This window comes from Streptomyces sp. HUAS MG91, from assembly GCF_040529335.1.
Taxonomy (GTDB): domain Bacteria; phylum Actinomycetota; class Actinomycetes; order Streptomycetales; family Streptomycetaceae; genus Streptomyces; species Streptomyces tabacisoli.
In genome coordinates this window covers 5678729-5697278 of record NZ_CP159534.1, presented here as the reverse complement: position 1 = coordinate 5697278, position 18550 = coordinate 5678729, and the positions used below count along the sequence as shown (strand labels likewise).

The following is an 18550-nucleotide window of genomic DNA, read 5'->3' as shown; positions in this document are numbered from 1 at the left end:
GGTTGCGCTCTCTTCGGGGTGCTCATACGTGTACGGGGGCGTCGATGCCGAGCAGGGACAGGCCGCCGGCCAGCACCGTCCCGGCGGCTTCGGCGAGCGCGAGCCGGGCGCGGTGGGCGGCCGAGGGTTTCTCTCCGCCCAGGGGCAGTACGTCACCGAGGGCGGGCAGCAGCGCGTCGGCGACGCCGACGAGGTGCCGGGCCAGCCGGTCGGGGGCGTGGTGCCGGGCGGCGGAGAGCAGGATGCGGGGGTGTTCGGCGAGCGCGGCGAGGAGGTCGTCGCGGCCGGGGGTCTCGCCGGGGGTGCCGTCGAATCCGAGGTCCGCGGCGTTGCGGGTGAGGGCCCGGGTGCGGGAGTGCGCGTACCGGACGCGGAAGAGCGGGTTCGTCTCGCGCTGCGCGAGGAGGGCGGCGCGGTCCTCGGCGGTGGCGGTGCGCGGGTGGTCGTGCCCGGCGGGCAGGAGCAGGGCCCAGTGGGCGGCGTCGCGGCCGAGGACCGCGAACAGCTCGTCGGGGCGGGCGACCGGCACGGGCCGCAGGGTGACGCCGCTCTGGCCGCCGGCCTCTGCGAGGCCCTCGTCGGCGATGCGCTCGTCGGCGATGTGTACGTCGGCGCCCTGGCTCCGTGCGATGCGCGCGACGGCGTCGGCGACGGTCTCGGCGCGCAGTTCGCGCGGGACGCGCAGGTCGATGTGGTGGCCGCGGAGTGCGTCGCCGTGCCCGTAGGCGAGGCCCTGGCGCCGGATGCCGGCGACGAGCGTCCGGCTCGGGTCGGCCGCCGGGGCGAGCGTGAGGTTGAGGAACCCGGGCCCGGTGATGTCGACGGCCACGATCCCCGGGCTGCCGGTCAGCCGCCGGGAGAGCACTTCGGCGACCTGGCGCGGGGGGCGGCCGGTGGGCCCCGCGATCTGCAGGGCGGCGTTCGTGGCGTAGTCCCCGCGGCCGCCGGCCCGCGGCCGCTCGACGACGACCCGCGCGACGGCCTGCTCCACGGCCCCCTCGGCGACCACACCGAACTCACCGTCGTCGACCGCGCGACGAACGGCGCGCAGGACGGTACGGGAGAGGTCGGCGGGCGTCACAGGGCAAGCGTAGGGGAGGAGGGGGGTGGGTAGGCGAGTCGGTTATGCGGATGGTCCGGGATGCGGACGGTGGCTGGGGGTGCGGGCACTGGGCCGGGCCGGGCTGACGGTGCCGGGGGCGAGTATCAGCGGCTCGGGCTCGCCGGGGTGGTCAGGCGTCGGCGGTACGGGTGGCGCGCCCTGCCGAACCGTCGCCGCTGTTCCCCTGGGGCCCGGAGTCGCCCCCTGCCCCGCCCTCACCGGAGCCGCTCCGGCCGGCGCCGCCACGGCCGCGCCCGCGCTCCCTCAACTGGCCCACCACACGCACCAGTTCACCGGGCTCGAAGGGCTTGGCGAGGAAGGCGTCGACGCCGACGTCCAGCCCGTTCTCCACCTCGTACTGGGTGCAGGCGCTCACGATGACGATGGGCAGGTCGCTGGTACGGGCGTCGGCGCGGAGCCGGGCGGCGGTGCGCAGGCCGTCGAGGCGCGGCATGACCACGTCGAGGGTGACGATGTCGGGCCGCACCTGATGCACGACTTCCAGACATTCGGCACCATCGGCCGCGGTCACGACCTCGAAGCCCTCCAGCTCGAGATTGACCCTGATCAACTGCCGGATCACCTTGTTGTCGTCCACGACAAGGACCCGGCCGGACGCGCCTGGCACAACTCGAGAGTAGGTCCGCACCGGCCACCGCGTCCGGGTTTTCCCCACTTCCGCCCCGTACAGGGGACACGGACCCCGCCCCGGCCCCCGCTCCCCCACCACCGACTGGCCTCTCCCTCCCTCTCTCCCGCCCTCTCCCACCCGGTTCCGCGACCTCGGAAAACCTGTTCATGAGGACCCCGAGCGAGCTGGTAGTGTTCTACCCGTCGCCACGCACCGCGCGGCGCACGCCCCCGTAGCTCAGGGGATAGAGCAACGGCCTCCGGAGCCGTGTGCGCAGGTTCGAATCCTGCCGGGGGCACTCCAGCTCGGACAGCGTGATCAAACCGCTGGTCTGCTGAAGTGCCGAAGACGAAGGGCCGGACTCAGTCTCACTGAGTCCGGCCCTTCGTGGTTGTCTGTCACGGGTCACGCGTGAGTGGTGCGTGAGGCGCGATCGCCCCCCGAAAGCCTCTCCTAGGACGCAAGGCCACCGATAGCCTCCCCGAAGATCAAGCTGCCGACTGGCCAGTGACTTGGGGGAAGCGGTGCCGGAAAGGGTCACCAAGAGCAGAAGGATCGAGCGGGCGGGGGTAAACGCTCTACGCACGCTCCTCGAAGACCACGATCAGATCGTCCAAGAGATCGACGGCGGCAACGACTACGGGGAAGACCTCTTCGTCATGCTCACCAAGGACGGTGAGCGAACTGGTGTCGCGATCACCATCCAGGTGAAGAGCGGCAATAAGTACAAGCGGGCTCATAGTTACGCAATCCCTGTCGAGGGTCATGCGAACGACTGGAAGAACGGCCTACTGTCCGTCCTAGGTGTGGTGTTCGACCTGGCAACGAAGCAGCTGTTCTGGGCGAACCTCACGGAGTGCCTGGAGTCCTCCGAGGAGGCGCCCAGCTGGATCACCGTGCCGCGGGAACAGGAACTGAACGAGGACACCATCCAGTCGTTCCTGGCACTGACGCATAAGTTCGTTGAGGATCGTTCACAAAGACGCATCGAAGAGGCATCACTGCACGTCACTCGACTGACAGAAACCTCCAGCACCTCGCCCCGCTTCGTAGGCCGGGAGCAGGAGCAACAGGCGATCAGGAACATGCTGACCACCATGGGAGGTCGAGTCCTGGTCTCAGGGATGGCCGGCGTCGGCAAGACATCCTTGGTAGACCAAGTGGTCAGGCACCACGACGTGTCCGCAGTGTTCTCTGGCGGCGTGATCGTCACAGACATGCACGGTTTCTCGGCGCATCGCACACGCATGGCCAGCCCCGGAATCGCGTACGGACCTCTCCTGTCAGTTCTCGGCGTAGCAGGGAATGAGATCCCACGCACCACAGAAGGCCAGGCTGCGCTCTACCACCGAACGCTCGACGCCCTCGACGCCTCTGGCAACCCGGTGTTGATGGTGTTCGACAACGTAGCCGAGCTCTCTCAGGTCGCCGAATTGCTCCCCAGGGCAGAGGCCCATGGCGTGGTACTGACCTCTCGTAGCAGGTTGGGAGTGCTCGAAGGAATCGAGACGATCAACCTCGACTGTCTCAGCCCGGAGGAGTCAGGCGTCCTGCTCACTCAGATCTTGGGGCCTGGGGATCAGCGTCTCCACACCTCCGGCCCGATCCGTGATCTGTGCACCCTGTGTGGCCATCTTCCGCTGGCGCTAAGCATCTCGGCAGCAATCCTGAAAGACGACGTCGGCCTCACGATCGACGATCTACTGGCAGAACTGAGTGAAGAGAAGAGCCGGCTCGATGTCCTGCACTTTGGGGACACCGCCGTAAGGGCAGCCCTTCAGGTCTCGCTCGCTCGCCTCGACCGTGCCATGAGGGATCCCTTTTGCCGACTCTCCATCCATCCGGGCAGCGAGATGTCGGAACAGGCAGCCTCGGCAGTCCTCGGAGTATCTGTCCCACAGACTCGCTCGCTCCTCCGCCGGCTCAGTCAGGCCAGCCTCATCTCCCGCGGGTCCGCCACCTCGCGATGGCGGATGCATGATCTTGTCTATCTATTCGCTGCTGAGCAATGTGAAACAACGGTCTCTGCCAGTGATCGCCAACAAGCCTTCAGTCGCCTAACCGAGGTATATTGCCAGGCTTCACTAAATGCAGACCTCACGCTGCGCGGCACCCCTGAAGGGAATCCGCCACAGTTCCAGTCGACTACCGAAGCCCTGAACTGGCTTGACCTAGAGTGCGCAAATCTGCAGGCTTCAGCGCGGGCCGCTCGCGACATCGATCTAACCGAACAGACTTACGCCATTTCGATGCACCTCATCCTCTATCTCGACCTTAGGGGGCGCGTCACCGAAGGCCTTCAGTCGGCGCAAATCGCCTACGAGGCGGCATGCAAAGAGCGTGACACCGAACGGCAGGTTAGAGCTCTCAATAACATCGGAATCAACCTCACCTCCCAGGGCAGGATGGAAGAGGCCATTCGAACCCTCAAAAAGGCAGCCGCCACTGCAGAAAGAATCGGCTTCCTGGATGGCCAATGCGACGCAACAGTCAGCCTAGGCGCGGCGGTTCGCCAGCACATCAGCCCTAGAGCAGCTATCCCAATCTTGATCGAAGCCGTGAAACTGTCAAGAGAGAATCGAGACCCAAACGATATCGGAGCATCTCTAACCAACCTTGGCTCCGCATACCGCGAATCCGGTCTCTTGCACCCAGCAGCGGCAGCTCTCAGCGCATCCCTCCCATACCATCGCGCCTCGGGAAACCGGAGGCAGGAAGCATCTGCCCACGCCGGGCTGGGGGTAGCCCTTAGCCAGCTGGGCCAGCAAGAGAAATCCGAAGAGTGTTTCCAGAAGGCATTTACCGCATACAGAGAAGTGCAGGATGAAGCGGGAATCCATCTCAACCATATGAACTTGGCTCACACACAACTAAAATCCGGAAAGATCAAGGAAGCGCGAGGCTCCCTACATCGAGCACTCCGATTTTTCCAGAGCACCTCAAATCATCATTTCGAGGCTAATTCACTCGGCTTGCTAGGGGCTGCGGAGTGGATGTCGGGAGACACTGACCAAGCAAAGATCTACTACGAGGAAGCCATTCGAATCTTTCGCAGAATTGGACTGAAAGAAAGCGAACGAGAGATGAAGGCGGCACTACGTGAAATGCTGAGCGGCCGACCCAGTTAGCTCTAGGGCCAGCCGATATCGCCACCCAGGCTCCTCTCAGCGCATCCCTGGTGCACCGGCATGCGGTCGATCTGCGCCAGCCACCGACCGCGAGGAGGATAAGAGGTAGGATTGGTAGCATGAGTGACCCTACCGGCAAGTACTCAATCACCATGCCCCGCGACATCGCCGAAGCCGCCAAAGCCCGCAGCGGCCCATCGGGGCTGTCGGCCTATGTCGCCGCTGCCGTCGCACGCCAGATCGAGCGGGACAATCTCAACGAACTCATTCAGGTCGCCGAGGCCGAGCACGGGCCCATCATGGACGAAGAGGTCCAGGCCCTACGTGACCATCTCCACCAGGCCCGCCAGCAGCAAACGCAAGGTGGGGCGAACGCCGCGTGACCCGCTCCTCCGCAGCTACCCCCGGCGGCACTCTGGTCCTCGACAGCGAAGGGCTGGCCAAGGCCATCCTTCGCGACCGCACTGTCACCGGCTGGCTCGCTCTCGCTCGCGCCGATGACCTACGGGTGATCACTTCCGCGGCCATCCTTGTGGAAGTGGTGCACCCTCGGATCAACCGCCCGGCCCTGGAGTGGACCCTCTCCCGCCTCGTCATCGAACCGATCACCGAGCACATCGCCCGTCATGCCGGCACCCTCCTCGCCAACGCCGGCCTGCACGGTCACAAACACGCCATCGACGCCATGCTCGGCGCCACCGCCCTCGCCGCCCCAGGCCCGGCGACGGTTCTGACTTCAGACCCCGAGGATCTGACCGCCCTGTGCGGCCCCCGCATCACCGTCATCAAGGTCTAACCATCGACTCTCCCTTGCGACGTCAAGCCCCTTCGGCACCCTCCACCGCAACCGCAGAGTCATACCCCGTACGGGGCATTCCGTTTTCGCGGGACATGCGCGGGACCACGAGGCTGAGTAACTGTCAGTTAAGCCCGCGACCTGCACAAGAACCTGGGACAGCCGCGTCCTCCGGAACCGTGTGAGCTGGTTCGAATCCTGCCGGGGGCACACTGTGCAAGTGTGTCTAAGGCCCCGTCACCAGCGGAGACGCTGACGACGGGGTCTTTTTGTGTGTGCAGGTGGAGGCGGGCGGGAGCAGTGGTTTGCCGGTGATCGCGTACACGAGGCTGTCGCTGGTTCGGGGCTTGGTGGGGTGCGGAAAGAATGTCCTGCTTGCGCTATCCCGCCGACCCCGTCGAACACTCGTGGTTTCGCTCTTCGCCCTTCAGGTCAGGACGACAAGGTTTCCAGCATGCTGCGGATCTCCTCCGTGCGTGGGTGCCTCAGCGATTCCATGACTTTCAGGGCTTCGGTCAGTGCCTCGCGGGCCATGTCCAGGTCCCTTTCGACGCGGAGTAGGCCCAGTTCGACGAGGGAGTCCGCGAGGCCGGGGCGGTCGTCGACCTCGCGGCGGAGTGAGACCGCCTGGCCCCACCATTCGACGGCCGCCTCGCGATCACCCAGTCGGAGGGTCGTCGTGCCCAACTGGTGCAGAATCGCGGCACGTTGGAGAGCATCGTCGGCTTCCACGGCTCGTGGGAGAGCGGCCAGCAGGTGCTCGAGGGCGCGCTCGGGCTGGTCGAGGATGAGACTCAGGGTGGCGAGCTCGTTCAGGCTGACGGCCTGGCTGCGCAGGTTCTGCCCGCTGACGTGCCGTTCCAGCGCCTGTTTCTGCTGCACATAGGCCTCTTCGTAACGGCCTGCCAGACGCAGCGTCCAGGCGAGGTTGTTGTGGGCGATGTCCTCCCACTTGCGGTCGCCGGTCCGTCGGCTCAGGTCCAGTGCCGCGGAGAAGTATTCGGCCGCCTCCGCGTGTCTGCCGACCTCGCCGGTCGCGCCGCCCAGGCAGATGTTGGCCCAGATCTCGGCCCATGTGTCGAGGCAGAGCCGCGCGGCCCGCAGCGCGACCACGGAGAGGTCGTGACGGTAGGTGTGGTGGTGGCGGACCACGAAGTAGTAGATGAGGGAGATGGGGATCTTCCACGCCAGGTCGTGCATGCCGCCCCGTCGTGCCTGATCCACGGCGGCGGCGATGCTGACGACCTCGGCGTCGCACCAGGCGAGCGCGGCCGCGGGGTGGGGCAGGTCGGGCAGAGGGAGCGAGAAGCTGTTCTCGTCCACAGGTACGTGCTGGCGCTGCGGAGCGAGAAGACGGTCCACGGCGTCGCAGCAGCGCAGGTAGTACTCCAGTTCACGGCGGACCGCGGCAGCGCGTTCGGCCTCGGACTCCTCGGCGAGTACCCGCGCCCTGGCGTAGTCACGGACCAGGTCGTGGAACCGGTAACGGCGGTCCGACATCTCCTCGAGCAGGTTGTCCGACTTCAAGGAGCGCAGCAGCCGCTGCGCCGGCTCGAGCGGCACGTTCAGCAGGGCCGCGGCCGACGCGTGCGAGAAATCAGGTCCGGCGTGCAGGGCGAGCAGCCTGAATGCGCGGGCCTTGTCGCCGCTCAGGCCCGCATAGGACCACGACAGCGCCATGGGAACTCCCATCTCCTCGTCGTCGCTGACGAATACGTCCATGCGTTGGGCGGGATCTTCCAGCGTTCGGATGAGGTCCGTGATGTCGGCGGCGGTCTGGCTGCGTTCGGCCACGATCCGCAAGGCCAGCGGAAGGCGGCCGCACTGTTCGGCCAAACGGGCCATCTGCTGCGTCCGGCCCTGCCGGGACACCAGGGAGAACAGTCGCACCGCGTCGTCCCCCGGCAGCGGAGGGAGCGGCACGCGTTCCGCTCCGTGGGTCGCCGCGAGCGAGCTCAGGTCGCTGCGGCTGGTCACCACGACACAGCACCCGGGCGATCCCGGCAGCAGGGGGATCACCTGCTCGGCGCTGCGCACGTTGTCGATCACCATCAGCACGCGCCTGCCGTGCAGCACGGTGCGGAATCTGGACGCCATCGCGTCGAGGTGTCCCCGCAGGTTCTCCATCGGCGCGTTGAACGCGAGCAGGAAGGAGTTCAGTGCCTCTTCGGGCCGCTGGGCCGGGAGGCTGTGGTATCCGCGCAGATCGGTGTACAGCTGTCCGTCGGGAAAGCGGTCCGCCGCCTGTCGCGCCCACTGCACCGCCAGGGCGCTCTTCCCGACCCCCGCCTGCCCCGACACCACGACGAGACCGTCGGCACCGCTTGCCGCCTCGTCCAGCAGGGTCATTTCCGCCACCCGGTCCGTGAAGTGCGTCGCCGCGCGAGGCAGCTGGCGGGGTATGTCCACGGACCACAGGGTCGGCGATGCCCCCGCGTCGTTCTCGGTCGGTTCGTTTTCCGTCGGTGAGATTTCCGTCGTTTCGTTTTCCGGCGGTTCGTTTTCCGGCGTCACCCCGTGTGCACCGCTCATCGCGCTTCCTCCCCCTGTCCCGCCCCACTCCGTCCTTACGGATATAGCCCTCCGCCCGGCCGTGAAACAGTTTCGCGGCCGTGCGCGTCGGCGTGGTGCACGTGCCTGGTTCGCAGTCCTGGTGGAGGAGTTGGACGTCACCACGTCAGCGGCACGATGAGGCCCACGGGTGCGGTCCCGCCCGCAGGAACCGCCGGCATGAGCGCTCCCGGTGGCGTGCCGCGCGCGCCGGTGAAGTCGAGTGTGCCGCCGAGGAGGGACCGCTGGGCGAAGTCCACCGCGGCTCCGACGAACACCGCGTCGCGGAACGCCACCGAGCCCGCGGAGAACTCCGCCTCGGCGAATCGGACCGCGCCGGCCGAGAACACGCCTTCGGCGAGATCGACCCCGCAGCCCTCGAAGCGAGCGCGCTCGAAGCTCACCTCGGCACCGGAGAACTCCGCGCGCCGGAACGAGACGCTCCCCTTCGAGAACCGCGCCCCGCCGAACGCGACCTGCCCACCGGCGAACACGGCCCTGTCGAAGTCGACCGTGCTCCCGGAGAAGCACACCTCGGTGGCGGCCGGAGAGGGACGGTCTCCGCTGAAGGACACCGTGCCGCCCGTGAAACGGCCACCGCGGAAAAGGACGCTGCCCGCGATGAACCCGCAGTCCCGGAAATCGACGGTACCGCTCCGGAACAGGGCGTCGGTGAAGTCCGTCGAGCCGCCCTTGAACGCGCATCCCGCGAAGTCGACCCGCGCGCCCGCGAAGACGGCACGCGTGAAGTCCAACGTGGCGTCGGACAGTACCTGGACACCGGCGAAGGACATCGCCGTCCCCGCGAACGTCGCTCCGGTGAACCGGGCCGTACCCCGGTCGAAGACCGCCCCGGACAAGTCGCCGCCGTCGAAGACCACGCCGGTGAAGTCGAAGTCGTGCCCGCGCCACGAGTGCCGGTGCCCCTCCTTCAGCCGCAGATGGTCCCGGACCAGCCGGATGACGGTCTGCCGGACCTCGCGCAGACCCCGGTACTCGTGCTCGGCCCTCGTGTCACCGGCGGGCAGTGCGCTCTCGGCGATGTAGGGCAGCCGGAGGTAGGCGCAGAGCACGTCGATGCACGTCTGACGCAGCTCGGTGGTGGGGGCGTCGTCGGCCAGGCCGGCCAGGGCGTGCACACCGCCGAGCCGCACCGCGGCGGACTCCTGGCCGATCTGGGACACGGCGGCCGTGAAGCGTTCCGTGTGGAGCCGGGTGGCCTCGCGCAGCGCGGCGTCCTCGTCGACGCGCTGGCGCCTGTAGGCGACGACCAGCGCCACCAGCGCACCGGCGCCCGCCACGACACCGAACGCCAGTTTGACGAGGTCGAAGAGCGTCTTGGCGTCGATGCGGCGTTCCGGCTTGAGCCCCTGGACGTTCAGCAGATCCCAGCCGGTGAAGAACACGAAGCCGGCGACCGCCACCGCGACGGCGAACGTCAGGCCGAGAGCGAGGCCGACCGGTATCAGTTTCAGGCCGCGCTGCTCACCGCGGCGCCAGGACTTACGCGTCGTCACATCCGTCAGGACCACTTCCGCACCCGAATGGTTGCGGAAGAGGGCGACGGTGGGGAGCGGCGGGTGGAAATCCTCTGAACGGGCACCATCGGCCGTTTCGCGTTTGCGTGGGATCATTCGGGTGTGGGGAATTTAGATGATCTTGTGCGGTTGCGGCGGGCTCGGGACCGGATGGATCGGGAGTATGCCGAGCCGTTGGACGTCACCGCTCTCGCGCGGACCGCGCTGATGTCGCCGGGACACTTCTCGCGGAGCTTTCGTGCCGCTTTTGGGGAGACTCCGTACAGCTATCTCATGACCCGGCGGATCGAGCGGGCCAAGATGTTGCTGCGGCGGGGGGACATGTCGGTGACCGAGGTGTGCTTCGAGGTGGGGTGTACGTCGCTGGGGTCGTTCAGCTCGCGGTTCACCGAGTTGGTGGGGGAAACGCCCAGTGCCTACCGGGCCCGGGAGCGGGCGGAAGGGGGCGATCTGCCGGCCTGTTTGTCCCGGATTCACACCCGGCCGGTGAAGGGGCGGCAGGGGCGTTCCGGGGGCGTGTGACAGACACCACCCATGTCCGGCACAGGTTTACGTGCGCCGCAATCGGTGACTACGGTGCCTGAGATGTCTCGCCGCCACATGATTCCCGTAAACCAGAGAAGACGCGAAGACGAGAGTCGAGGTTCCATCTGGGAGGGATCATGAGCGAACGACTTCAGCTCGCGGCGCAGCGAGCCCCACTGCCGGACCAGCGCGCCGCCGCCGCACCCTCCACGGGCACCACGGCTCCGGCGCCCGCCGCCGCGGCCGGGAAGAAGCCCGGCAAGGCGCGGGACTCGTTCTTCGACAACGCGAAGTACCTGGCGATCGTGCTCGTCGCGATGGGCCATTCCTGGGAGCCGCTGCGCGGTGACAGCCGGGCGGCGTCCGCGCTGTACATGACCGTGTACGCGTTCCACATGCCGGCGTTCATCGTGATCTCCGGCTACTTCTCGCGGTCCTTCGACGCGAGCCCGGGCCGGCTGAAGCGGCTGATCACCGGGGTGGCCGTGCCGTACGTCGTCTTCGAGGTGGCGTACACCTTCTTCAAGCGGACCGCCGGGGGCGACCCCGACTACCCGATCAGCCTGCTCGATCCCTGGTACCTGACCTGGTTCCTGATCGCGCTGTTCGTGTGGCGGCTGTCCACGCCGTTCTGGAAGGTCGTCCGCTGGCCGCTGCCGCTGGCGCTGGCCATCGCGGTCCTCGCCTCGGTCTCCCCCGACATCGGTGACGACCTGGATCTCCAGCGGGTGCTGCAGTTCCTGCCCTTCTTCGTCCTCGGGCTGTGCCTGAAGCCCGAACACTTCCAGCTCGTACGGCGCAAGGAAGCACGGCTGCTGGCCGTGCCGGTGTTCGCCGGTGCGCTGCTGTTCGCGTACTGGGCGGCCCCCCGGATGAACGCCGCCTGGTTCTACCGTCGCGACAGCGCCCAGGAACTGGCGGCGCCCGGCTGGTCCGGCGCGGTCATGACCCTCGCCATGTTCGGCTGCTCGGTGATCCTGGCCGCCTGCTTCTTCGCCTGGGTGCCGGGGCGCAAGCTCTGGTTCACCGCCCTGGGCGCCGGAACGCTGTACGGGTATCTGCTGCACGGGTTCCTGGCGAAGGGCTCGCGGTTCTGGGACTGGTACGACGTGGGCTGGGTGCACACGCCCTGGGGCGAGATCGTCGTCACCGTCTTCGCCGCCTCCCTCATCACCGTCTTGTGCACACCACCCGTGCAACGCGCCTTCCGGTTCGTCATGGAGCCGAAGATGGAGTGGGCCTTCAAGAAGGACGCCGCCGAGGTCGCGCGGCGGAGATAGTTCCGGCGGGAAAAGGGAACCGGCCGGTCGGCGCGTATACGCGCCGACCGGCCGGTTCCCTTTTCCCGCCGCACCGCCGCACCGCCCCACCGCCCCACTGCCTCAGGCGGACGCCTTTTTCCTCGGGGTCGCCTTTTTCGCCGCGGTGGTCTTCTTCGCGGTGGTCTTCTTCGCCGACGTCGCCTTCTTCTTCGTATCCGTCGTGGCCTTCTTCGCCGTTGTCGTCTTCTTCGCCGACGTCGTCTTCTTCTTCGCCGCCGCCTTCTTGCTGGTGCGCCCGGCCAGGTGCGTCACCTCGGCCACCCCGCCGCCCGGGGAGTCGGAGGCGCGCGCCTCCTTCGCGGCCTTCACGCTGCCTTCCAGCGCGGCCATCAGGTCGATGACCCGGCCGCCCCCGTCGCCGGACGCCGCGGGTGCCTCCGCCGGCTCGTCGCCGGAGGCCTTCGCCGCGATCATGTTCTCGACCGCTTCGCGGTAGTCGTCGTGGAGGTCGGCGAGGTCGACCTCGCCGAGGGTGTCCATCAGGGCGTCGGCCAGATCGAGTTCCGCGTCGCGCACCGTGACCCGGGTGTCCGGGGCGACGTCCTCGGGGGCGCGGATCTCGTCCGGCCAGAGCAGGCCGTGCATGGCGATGACGTCGTCGACGACGCGCAGCATGCCGAGCCGCTCTCGGCCGCGCAGGGCGAACTTGGCGATGGCGACCTTCTGGCTGCGCTTCAGGGCCTCGCGCAGCAGGGTGTACGGCTTGGCGGCCGGGACGCCGTTCGCCGAGAGGTAGTAGGCCGCGTCCATCTGGAGCGGGTCGATGCGGTCGGCCGGGACGAAGGCGACGATCTCGATCGTCTTCGCCGTCGGGATGGGCAGGGAGGCCAGATCGTCCTCGGTGATCGGGATGATCGAGCCGTCGGCGTCCTCGTACCCCTTGCCGATCTCGGCGGCCGTGACCTCCTTGTCCTCCAGTTCGCACACCTTGCGGTAGCGGATGCGGCCGCCGTCCTCCAGATGGATCTGGCGGAAGGAGATCGCATGGTTCTCGGTGGCGTTGACCAGCTTGATGGGGATGCTGACCAGGCCGAACGAGATGGCGCCGTTCCATATGGAGCGCACGGTGTACCTCCCGTTTCGCCAGCTTTCGCAAGAAAAGTGCGGATTGTCAGGTTGTCTCAGTATGAGCGTATGACGCCCATCACAGAAGTGGACGGGCGGCGGCTCGCGCTCAGCAATCTGGACAAGGTGCTGTATCCGGAGTCCGGGTTCACCAAGGGCGAGCTGCTGCACTACTACGCGACCACGGCCGGAGCCCTGCTCCCCCACCTGTACGACCGCCCGGTCTCCTTCCTGCGCTTTCCGGACGGTCCCGGGGGCCAGCGCTTCTTCGCCAAGAACGTGCCGCCCGGCACCCCCGCCTGGGTGAAGACGGCCGAGGTGCCGCGTTCGGACGGGGAGAGCGCGCGGCAGATCCTGGTCCAGGACCTGCCCACGCTGATGTGGGCGGCGAATCTGGTCACCGAGTTCCACACCCCGCAGTGGCGGGCGGAGGCGCCGGGCGCCGCCGACCGGCTGGTCCTCGACCTCGATCCGGGGGCGCCCGCCGATGTCGTGCAGTGCTGCGAGGTGGCGTTGTGGCTGCGTGAGCGGCTCGCCGAGGACGGGTTGCAGGCGTACGCGAAGACGTCCGGGTCGAAGGGGCTGCATCTGCTGGTGCCGCTGGTACCGACTCCGTCCGCGCAGGTCAGCGCCTATGCGAAGGCGCTCGCGCAGGAGGCCGAGGGCGCGCTGGGGCACCTCGTCGTGCATCGCATGACGCGCAGCCTGCGGCCCGGCAAGGTGTTCGTCGACCACAGCCAGAACTCCGCCGCGAAGACGACGGCCGCGCCGTACACGCTGCGCGCCCGGCCCGAGCCGACCGTGTCGGCGCCGGTAACCTGGGACGAGGTCGCGGGCTGTGCGCGCGCCGACGAGCTGGTGTTCCGGGCCGACGACATCGCGCCGCGGCTGCGCCGGTACGGGGATCTGCTCGGCCCGCTGATCAATCCCGCCAGGGCCGGGCGGATTCCGGGATGAGGCGGCCGGTGGAGGTGGCGCTGGCCGAGCCGGCCGATGATCTGCCGGTGGACGGTACGGGGGCGGCCTGGGCGTTCGAGCCGAAGTTCGACGGGCATCGGATGGTGGTGTTCCGGGACGAGGACGGGGTGGTGCTTCAGGCCCGGTCCGGGCGGGCGGTGACGCGGGCGTTCCCGGATCTCGTCGAGGCCGCGCTGGCGCTGCCGGCCGGGACCGTGCTCGACGGGGAGGTGGTGGTCTGGCACGACGGGCGTACCGACTTCGCCGCCGTGCAGCGGCGGGCGGCCGCCGCGAGTGCCGGGCGGGCGCGGGGGCTGGCGCGTGAGCTTCCCGCGTCCTACGCCGCGTTCGATCTGCTGGGTGACGGTGGGGGCGATCTGCGCGGGCTTCCCTATCGCGAGCGGCGGGCGCGGCTGGTCGAGCTGCTCGGGCCGTTGGGGCCGCCGTTGCAGGCCGTGCCCGCCACGACGGATCGGGAGACGGCGCTGGTCTGGTACGAGGCGTTGGTCGCCACCGGGGTCGAGGGGCTGGTCGCCAAGCGGCTCGACGGCGTGTACCGGGGAGGGCGGCGGGCCTGGCTGAAGATCCGGCACAGCGACACCAGGGATGCCGTGGTGGTCGGGTTCACCGGGGCGGTGGGGGCTCCGCGGGCGCTGGTGGTCGTGGTGGCCGGGGACGGGGAGCCGGTGTTGAGTGTGCCGTTGTCCGCGGGGGTGCGGCGGGAGGCTGGGCGGCTGGTGGGGGCGGCCGGGAGTGGGGAGGTGGGGGTTGTCGTGGGGGTGGGGGTGGGGGATGTGCCGTATCAACTGGTGCGGAGGGATGTGGAGTTGGTGGTGGAGGTTCGGCAGCGGAGTACTCGGCACGGGGTGTTTTCCGCCGAGGTTGTTCGGTTTCGGTGATGTGGGGTGGGGGTGTTGGGGGCGGGGTTTGGGGTGGGGGTTCGGTGTCGGGTGCGGGTGCGTGGGGGCTGGTCGCGCAGTTCCCCGCGCCCCTGGGGCGTGCGCTTCGCGCCGCTTGGTTCGTCACGTGCCGGTTGAGTGTGGTTGCTCGCGCAGTTCCCCGCGCCCCTGGGGCGTGCGCTTCGCGCTGCCCTTCTCGGTCACGTACCCGTCCGGTGGGGGTTCTCGCGCAGTTCCCCATGCCCCCGGGGCGTGCGCTTCGCGCTGCTCTTCTCGTCACGCGCCCGTCCGGTGGGGGTTCTCGCGCAGTTCCCCGCGCCCCTGGAGCGTGCGCTTCGCGCTGCGCTTCTCTTCACGCCCGCCTTCAGACGCGTCGCCACGTCGTGCGGTCGCGGGCCATTGCGTGGAGGACTTCCACGTCCGCTGGTTTCAGGAGGGCGCCGGAGCGGGTCAGGGTCGGGAGGTCGGTGTCCGTCAGGACTCGGACGTCGCGGGGTGGGGCGGGGATGTCCACCGGGCCCGGTTCCACCAGGACCAGTGCGGCCCGCACCTCGGCCGTCAGGGCGAAGGAGGCGCGGGAGGCGTCCGCGCGGACCCGGCGCAGGAGGGGCTGCGGGGTGGTGCGGCCGACCGCGACCAGGGGGTCGGTGATCCGGACGCGCTGCTTGCGGGCGGGCAGGACGTGCAGGGCGAACAGGCCCCCGGGGCCGATCAGCAGATGGTGGACGCACGCGCCGCCGGGCAGCGGCACCGAGTGCAGGACGCGCCAGCCGCCCGCTTCGAGCCCGTCGAGCGCCTCGCCGACCCGCTGCTGCGCGGCGAGCGCCCTGCGGCGCGGGTCGGCGCGCAGCCTGCGCGGGGGTGCGGGCTCCCGGTCGAGGGAGATCAGCAGCGCCTCCCCCGGCCGGTTCGGCGCGAGGTCGTCGTCCGGGTGGAGACTGAGCCGGGCCAGCTCCACCGGCGTGGGCACCGGCGGCGGCCCGACCGTGAACGGCCCGGCGATGAACGGCCCGAGCACCGCGAGCACGGCCTCCCTGCTCGACTCGCTGAGCAGGCTCACCCGGCCCGTCTCACGGTCGTACCAGGCGACGTTCGTGCCGTCCTCCCCATAGACGTAGAGCCGCTCCTGACCGTCCCGCCAGGTCGGAATGACGCGCAGTCCGCTCATGCCCCATCACCACCCCTCCGACCATGGGAGCAGCAAGAACGGCCGCAGGCAAGAAGCCCGCAGGCCGCGCCCGGCGCCGCGGAACGGGCCGGTGGCGGGGCCGGTGCGCGGTCCGTGCATCGTCGGCGCATTGCCGTCATGGCGGACTTTTCCTGCTCAACGCGTCGAACCATATGAAGTGCCACCCCACGCCACCCCACCGGGTGCACACGGCCCGACGGGCTAATAAACAGGACCTCCCGCCGAAAAAGAACTTCCCTGACCATATGGTGTACGCGGTGGGAGAGCCGTCGGAGACAGGAGCGTGGAGCGCAGTGAAGTCCTGGCGCGCCGGCCGTCGTCCGGCGGTGACGCTCGCTCTCGCCGTGCCCGCCGCCGCGCTGCTGCTCACCGGCTGCGGCGACGCGGGCGGCCTGGAGAGCGCCGGTCCCACCCCGACGGCGGTCGGCCCGCGCGAGCTGTGGCCGTCCCTGACCCCCGCGTCCGCCGCGGTCGACGACTACGGCGCGGGCGAGACCGACGTGGTCAAGGGCGTCACCGTGCCGGGCGGCGATCTGCGCCGGGTGGACCCGGTCAGCGTGATCCGTGCCCAGCGGGCCGCGGACCCGGACTCGTACAAGGACATCGAGAAGGGGCTCGCGGACTGCGGCGATCCGGGGAAGCGCGGGCCCGGCTGCCCCGTCCTGGCTCCCTATTTCGCCGATCTGACCGGTGACGGCGAGGACGAGATGGTCGTCGCCGTCAAGGCGCCGAAGCAGCAGCTCGTGGTGCGCGTCTTCACGTACGGGGACGGCACCCTGACCCAGATCATGAACGACGAGGACGCCGTGATCAGCGTCGAGCTGGCCGGGGACACCGTGGTCGTGCGGGCCGTGGCGGACCTGTCCGGATACGAGTACCGGACCTCGTGGCAGTACGACGCCCACCAGAAGGCCATGCTGCCGACGCGGGACGAGATCGTGCGGACCGGGCCGCCGCAGACGCCCTCGGCGAGCCCGACCGGGCCACCCACCGCGGCGCCAACCCCCTCCACAAGCCCGTCGGCCTCCGCGTCCCCCGGGGCGTCATGACGTTCCCGGGGCGCCGGCCGTGGCTGCCCGCGTGGACCGCGTCGCTCACCTGGAAGGCGGCGGCGTTCATCACGGTGATGTGCTGTGCGCTCACCGCGCTGCTCGGCATCCTCGTGCACGTCTCGGTGACCCGGCAGACGGTGGGCGAGGCCCGGGACCGGGCGCTGTCGCGGCTCGACGAGGCAGCCGGGGCGCTCGCGGCGGGCGACCGGCTGGGCCCCGGCGCCGCGGTCGACCCGCCGGACCTGCCGGCGCCGCTGCGCGACCTCGCGGCGCGGGGCGAGCACGGCACGATGCTCGGCCGGTCGGGCGCGCGCCCGGTGATGTGGGCGGCCGGGCCGGCCTCCGCCGCGCGGCCCGGACAGGCTTCGGGCGCTGACCGCACGCTCGCCGTGGAGGTCGACTACGAGCAGAGCGCCCGCACCATCGACGGCCTCGACAACGCGATCCTCGGCTCGTCGGTGCTGGCGATCGGCGCGACCCTGCTCGTCGGCGCGTTCGCGGTGACCCGGGTGACGCGGCGGCTGCACACCACGGCCCGGGTCGCCCGCAAGATCAGCGCGGGCGATCTGGACGCCCGCGTCAACGACCGGCGCACCAAGGACCCGCGGCGCCACCAGGACGAGGTCGCCGCCGTCGCCGGCGCGCTCGACTCGATGGCCTCCTCGCTCCAAGCCCGCATCCTCACGGAACAGCGCTTCACCGCCGATGTCGCCCACGAGCTGCGCACCCCGCTGACCGGGCTGCACGCGGCGGCCGAGCTGCTGCCGCCGGGCCGCCCCACCGAGCTGGTCCGCGACCGGGTCGCCGCGCTGCGCACGCTCACCGAGGACCTGCTGGAGATCTCCCGGCTCGACGCGCGCAGCGAGCGGGTGGAGCTGGACGCGGCGTGGCTGGGGCCGGTCGCCGAGCGGGTCGTGCGCGCCTCGGCGGCGACCGGCACCGGTCGGGCCGAGGTCGTCGTCGTACGGGACGTGTGCGTGGAGACCGACCGGCGGCGCCTGGAGCGGGTGCTCGGCAACCTCGTCGGCAACGCCCACCGGCACGGCGCCCCGCCGGTGGTGCTGACCGTCGACGGGCCGGTGATCACCGTGCGGGACCACGGCGAGGGCTACCCGGACTATCTGGTGGAGCACGGCCCGCAGCGGTTCCGCACCGAGGGCGGGGCGCGCGGGCACGGGCTCGGGCTGACCATCGCGTTCGGCCAGGCCGAGGTCCTGGGCGCGCGGCTGGAGTTCACGAACGCGGCGGACGGCGGGGCGCTGGCGACGCTGACGCTGCCGTACGGCGAACCGGCGCCCGCCTGAGCCGACCCACGGCCACGCGCCGTGACCTTTTGCGTACGGTTCGTGACGCTTTTACTGTGAAGCACGGCTTTACACCCATTTCCGGGTACCCGCCGCATACCCTCCCCGAGGAGGCTCCATGAGCACACGGACCGCAGCCACCCGTCTCGGCATAGCCGTCGCCGCCGTCGCGACCCTGGCGGCCACCGCATCCCCCGCCCTCGCCGCCGACTCCGGTTTGGGGAGCGGCCACCCCGTCTACAAGGGCCGGGTCACGGCCAAGAGCGGTCTGAACCTGCGTGACGCGCCGACCCGCGGCAGCCGCATCGTGCGCACCGAGCCGTACAACAAGATCGTCCCGATCTTCTGCAAGACGGGCGGCGACAACATCGGCGGCAACAACCTCTGGTACCTGCTGACCGACGGCACCTGGGCCTGGGGCTCGGCGAAGTACATCGCGAACATCGGCGCGGCACCCCGTTGGTGCTGACATATCCAGATATCACCGGTGAA

16 protein-coding genes and 1 tRNA gene are annotated in these 18550 nt (G+C 69.4%); 11 read left to right on the top strand and 6 right to left on the bottom strand.

The features are described from left to right. Nucleotides 1–22 precede the first annotated feature (22 nt). Together nrtL and ABII15_RS26120 are read right to left on the bottom strand one after the other, a co-directional pair. Nucleotides 23–1081: an ArgS-related anticodon-binding protein NrtL gene (nrtL, locus tag ABII15_RS26125; protein ID WP_353944717.1), complete on the bottom strand. Its 1059-nt coding sequence runs from the start codon at nucleotides 1079–1081 to the stop codon at nucleotides 23–25. A gap of 151 nt (nucleotides 1082–1232) precedes the next feature. Beyond that, complete coding sequence (locus ABII15_RS26120) at nucleotides 1233–1730, bottom strand: response regulator (protein WP_353944716.1); 498 nt, start codon at nucleotides 1728–1730, stop codon at nucleotides 1233–1235. 229 nt (nucleotides 1731–1959) lie between these two features. On the opposite strand from ABII15_RS26120, the gene ABII15_RS26115 reads away from it, so the two are divergent. From ABII15_RS26115 to ABII15_RS26100, 4 genes are all read left to right on the top strand, one after another. Beyond that, nucleotides 1960–2031, top strand: a tRNA-Arg gene (locus ABII15_RS26115). A 226-nt stretch (nucleotides 2032–2257) separates the two neighbouring features. Next, a complete protein-coding gene (locus ABII15_RS26110) occupies nucleotides 2258–4861 on the top strand; it encodes a tetratricopeptide repeat protein (protein WP_353944715.1) in 2604 nt (867 codons plus the stop codon). A gap of 119 nt (nucleotides 4862–4980) precedes the next feature. Then, on the top strand, nucleotides 4981–5244 hold the full coding sequence (locus ABII15_RS26105; protein WP_353944714.1) for a CopG family transcriptional regulator: 264 nt from the start codon (nucleotides 4981–4983) through the stop codon (nucleotides 5242–5244). Then, nucleotides 5241–5657, top strand: a complete 417-nt coding sequence (locus ABII15_RS26100) for a PIN domain-containing protein (RefSeq protein ID WP_353944713.1) — start codon at nucleotides 5241–5243, stop codon at nucleotides 5655–5657. Before ABII15_RS26105 ends, ABII15_RS26100 begins: the two co-directional genes overlap by 4 nt. A gap of 432 nt (nucleotides 5658–6089) precedes the next feature. Here ABII15_RS26100 and ABII15_RS26095 read toward each other — a convergent pair whose 3' ends face one another. Beyond that, nucleotides 6090–8189 carry a tetratricopeptide repeat protein gene (locus tag ABII15_RS26095; protein ID WP_353944712.1) on the bottom strand — a complete coding sequence of 700 codons (2100 nt, stop codon included), beginning with the start codon at nucleotides 8187–8189 and terminating at the stop codon, nucleotides 6090–6092. 137 nt (nucleotides 8190–8326) lie between these two features. Beyond that, a complete protein-coding gene (locus ABII15_RS26090) occupies nucleotides 8327–9739 on the bottom strand; it encodes a pentapeptide repeat-containing protein (protein WP_353944711.1) in 1413 nt (470 codons plus the stop codon). A 108-nt stretch (nucleotides 9740–9847) separates the two neighbouring features. Here ABII15_RS26090 and ABII15_RS26085 point away from each other — a divergent pair, with 108 nt between their 5' ends. Then, on the top strand, nucleotides 9848–10267 hold the full coding sequence (locus ABII15_RS26085) for a helix-turn-helix transcriptional regulator (protein ID WP_353944710.1): 420 nt from the start codon (nucleotides 9848–9850) through the stop codon (nucleotides 10265–10267). A gap of 140 nt (nucleotides 10268–10407) precedes the next feature. Beyond that, entirely contained in the window at nucleotides 10408–11550 is a 1143-nt protein-coding gene (locus ABII15_RS26080; protein WP_353944709.1) for an acyltransferase family protein, read from the top strand. A 102-nt stretch (nucleotides 11551–11652) separates the two neighbouring features. Here the strand turns inward: ABII15_RS26080 and ABII15_RS26075 are convergent, their stop codons facing one another. Next, nucleotides 11653–12657, bottom strand: coding sequence for a Ku protein (locus tag ABII15_RS26075; RefSeq protein WP_353944708.1), 1005 nt, complete (start codon nucleotides 12655–12657; stop codon nucleotides 11653–11655). Between the two features lie 69 nt (nucleotides 12658–12726). Here ABII15_RS26075 and ligD point away from each other — a divergent pair, with 69 nt between their 5' ends. Beyond that, nucleotides 12727–13614, top strand: a complete 888-nt coding sequence (gene ligD / locus ABII15_RS26070; protein WP_353944707.1) for a non-homologous end-joining DNA ligase — start codon at nucleotides 12727–12729, stop codon at nucleotides 13612–13614. Then, on the top strand, nucleotides 13611–14513 hold the full coding sequence (locus ABII15_RS26065) for an ATP-dependent DNA ligase (RefSeq protein ID WP_353944706.1): 903 nt from the start codon (nucleotides 13611–13613) through the stop codon (nucleotides 14511–14513). Before ligD ends, ABII15_RS26065 begins: the two co-directional genes overlap by 4 nt. Before the next feature lie 364 nt (nucleotides 14514–14877). Here ABII15_RS26065 and ABII15_RS26060 read toward each other — a convergent pair whose 3' ends face one another. Continuing rightward, nucleotides 14878–15681, bottom strand: a complete 804-nt coding sequence (locus ABII15_RS26060) for a nuclease-related domain-containing protein (RefSeq protein WP_353944705.1) — start codon at nucleotides 15679–15681, stop codon at nucleotides 14878–14880. Nucleotides 15682–15995: 314 nt separating this feature from the next. On the opposite strand from ABII15_RS26060, the gene ABII15_RS26055 reads away from it, so the two are divergent. The 3 genes from ABII15_RS26055 to ABII15_RS26045 all read left to right on the top strand — a co-directional run bounded on the left by ABII15_RS26055 (nucleotide 15996) and on the right by ABII15_RS26045 (nucleotide 18527). Then, nucleotides 15996–16751 carry a hypothetical protein gene (locus tag ABII15_RS26055; RefSeq protein ID WP_353944704.1) on the top strand — a complete coding sequence of 252 codons (756 nt, stop codon included), beginning with the start codon at nucleotides 15996–15998 and terminating at the stop codon, nucleotides 16749–16751. Further along, nucleotides 16748–18058, top strand: a complete 1311-nt coding sequence (locus ABII15_RS26050) for a HAMP domain-containing sensor histidine kinase (protein WP_353944703.1) — start codon at nucleotides 16748–16750, stop codon at nucleotides 18056–18058. The genes ABII15_RS26055 and ABII15_RS26050 overlap by 4 nt, the downstream gene beginning before the upstream one ends. 118 nt (nucleotides 18059–18176) lie before the next feature. After that, nucleotides 18177–18527: an SH3 domain-containing protein gene (locus tag ABII15_RS26045; RefSeq protein ID WP_353944702.1), complete on the top strand. Its 351-nt coding sequence runs from the start codon at nucleotides 18177–18179 to the stop codon at nucleotides 18525–18527. The last annotated feature ends 23 nt before the right edge of the window (nucleotides 18528–18550 follow it).

Coding starts and splice junctions, on each gene's coding strand:
- ABII15_RS26105 (WP_353944714.1), top strand. CDS start 4,981: ATGAGTGACCCTACCGGCAAGTACTCAATCACCATGCCCCGCGACATC.
- ABII15_RS26095 (WP_353944712.1), bottom strand. CDS start 8,189: ATGAGCGGTGCACACGGGGTGACGCCGGAAAACGAACCGCCGGAAAAC.
- ABII15_RS26080 (WP_353944709.1), top strand. CDS start 10,408: ATGAGCGAACGACTTCAGCTCGCGGCGCAGCGAGCCCCACTGCCGGAC.
- ligD (WP_353944707.1), top strand. CDS start 12,727: ATGACGCCCATCACAGAAGTGGACGGGCGGCGGCTCGCGCTCAGCAAT.
- ABII15_RS26065 (WP_353944706.1), top strand. CDS start 13,611: ATGAGGCGGCCGGTGGAGGTGGCGCTGGCCGAGCCGGCCGATGATCTG.
- ABII15_RS26060 (WP_353944705.1), bottom strand. CDS start 15,681: ATGAGCGGACTGCGCGTCATTCCGACCTGGCGGGACGGTCAGGAGCGG.
- ABII15_RS26050 (WP_353944703.1), top strand. CDS start 16,748: ATGACGTTCCCGGGGCGCCGGCCGTGGCTGCCCGCGTGGACCGCGTCG.
- ABII15_RS26045 (WP_353944702.1), top strand. CDS start 18,177: ATGAGCACACGGACCGCAGCCACCCGTCTCGGCATAGCCGTCGCCGCC.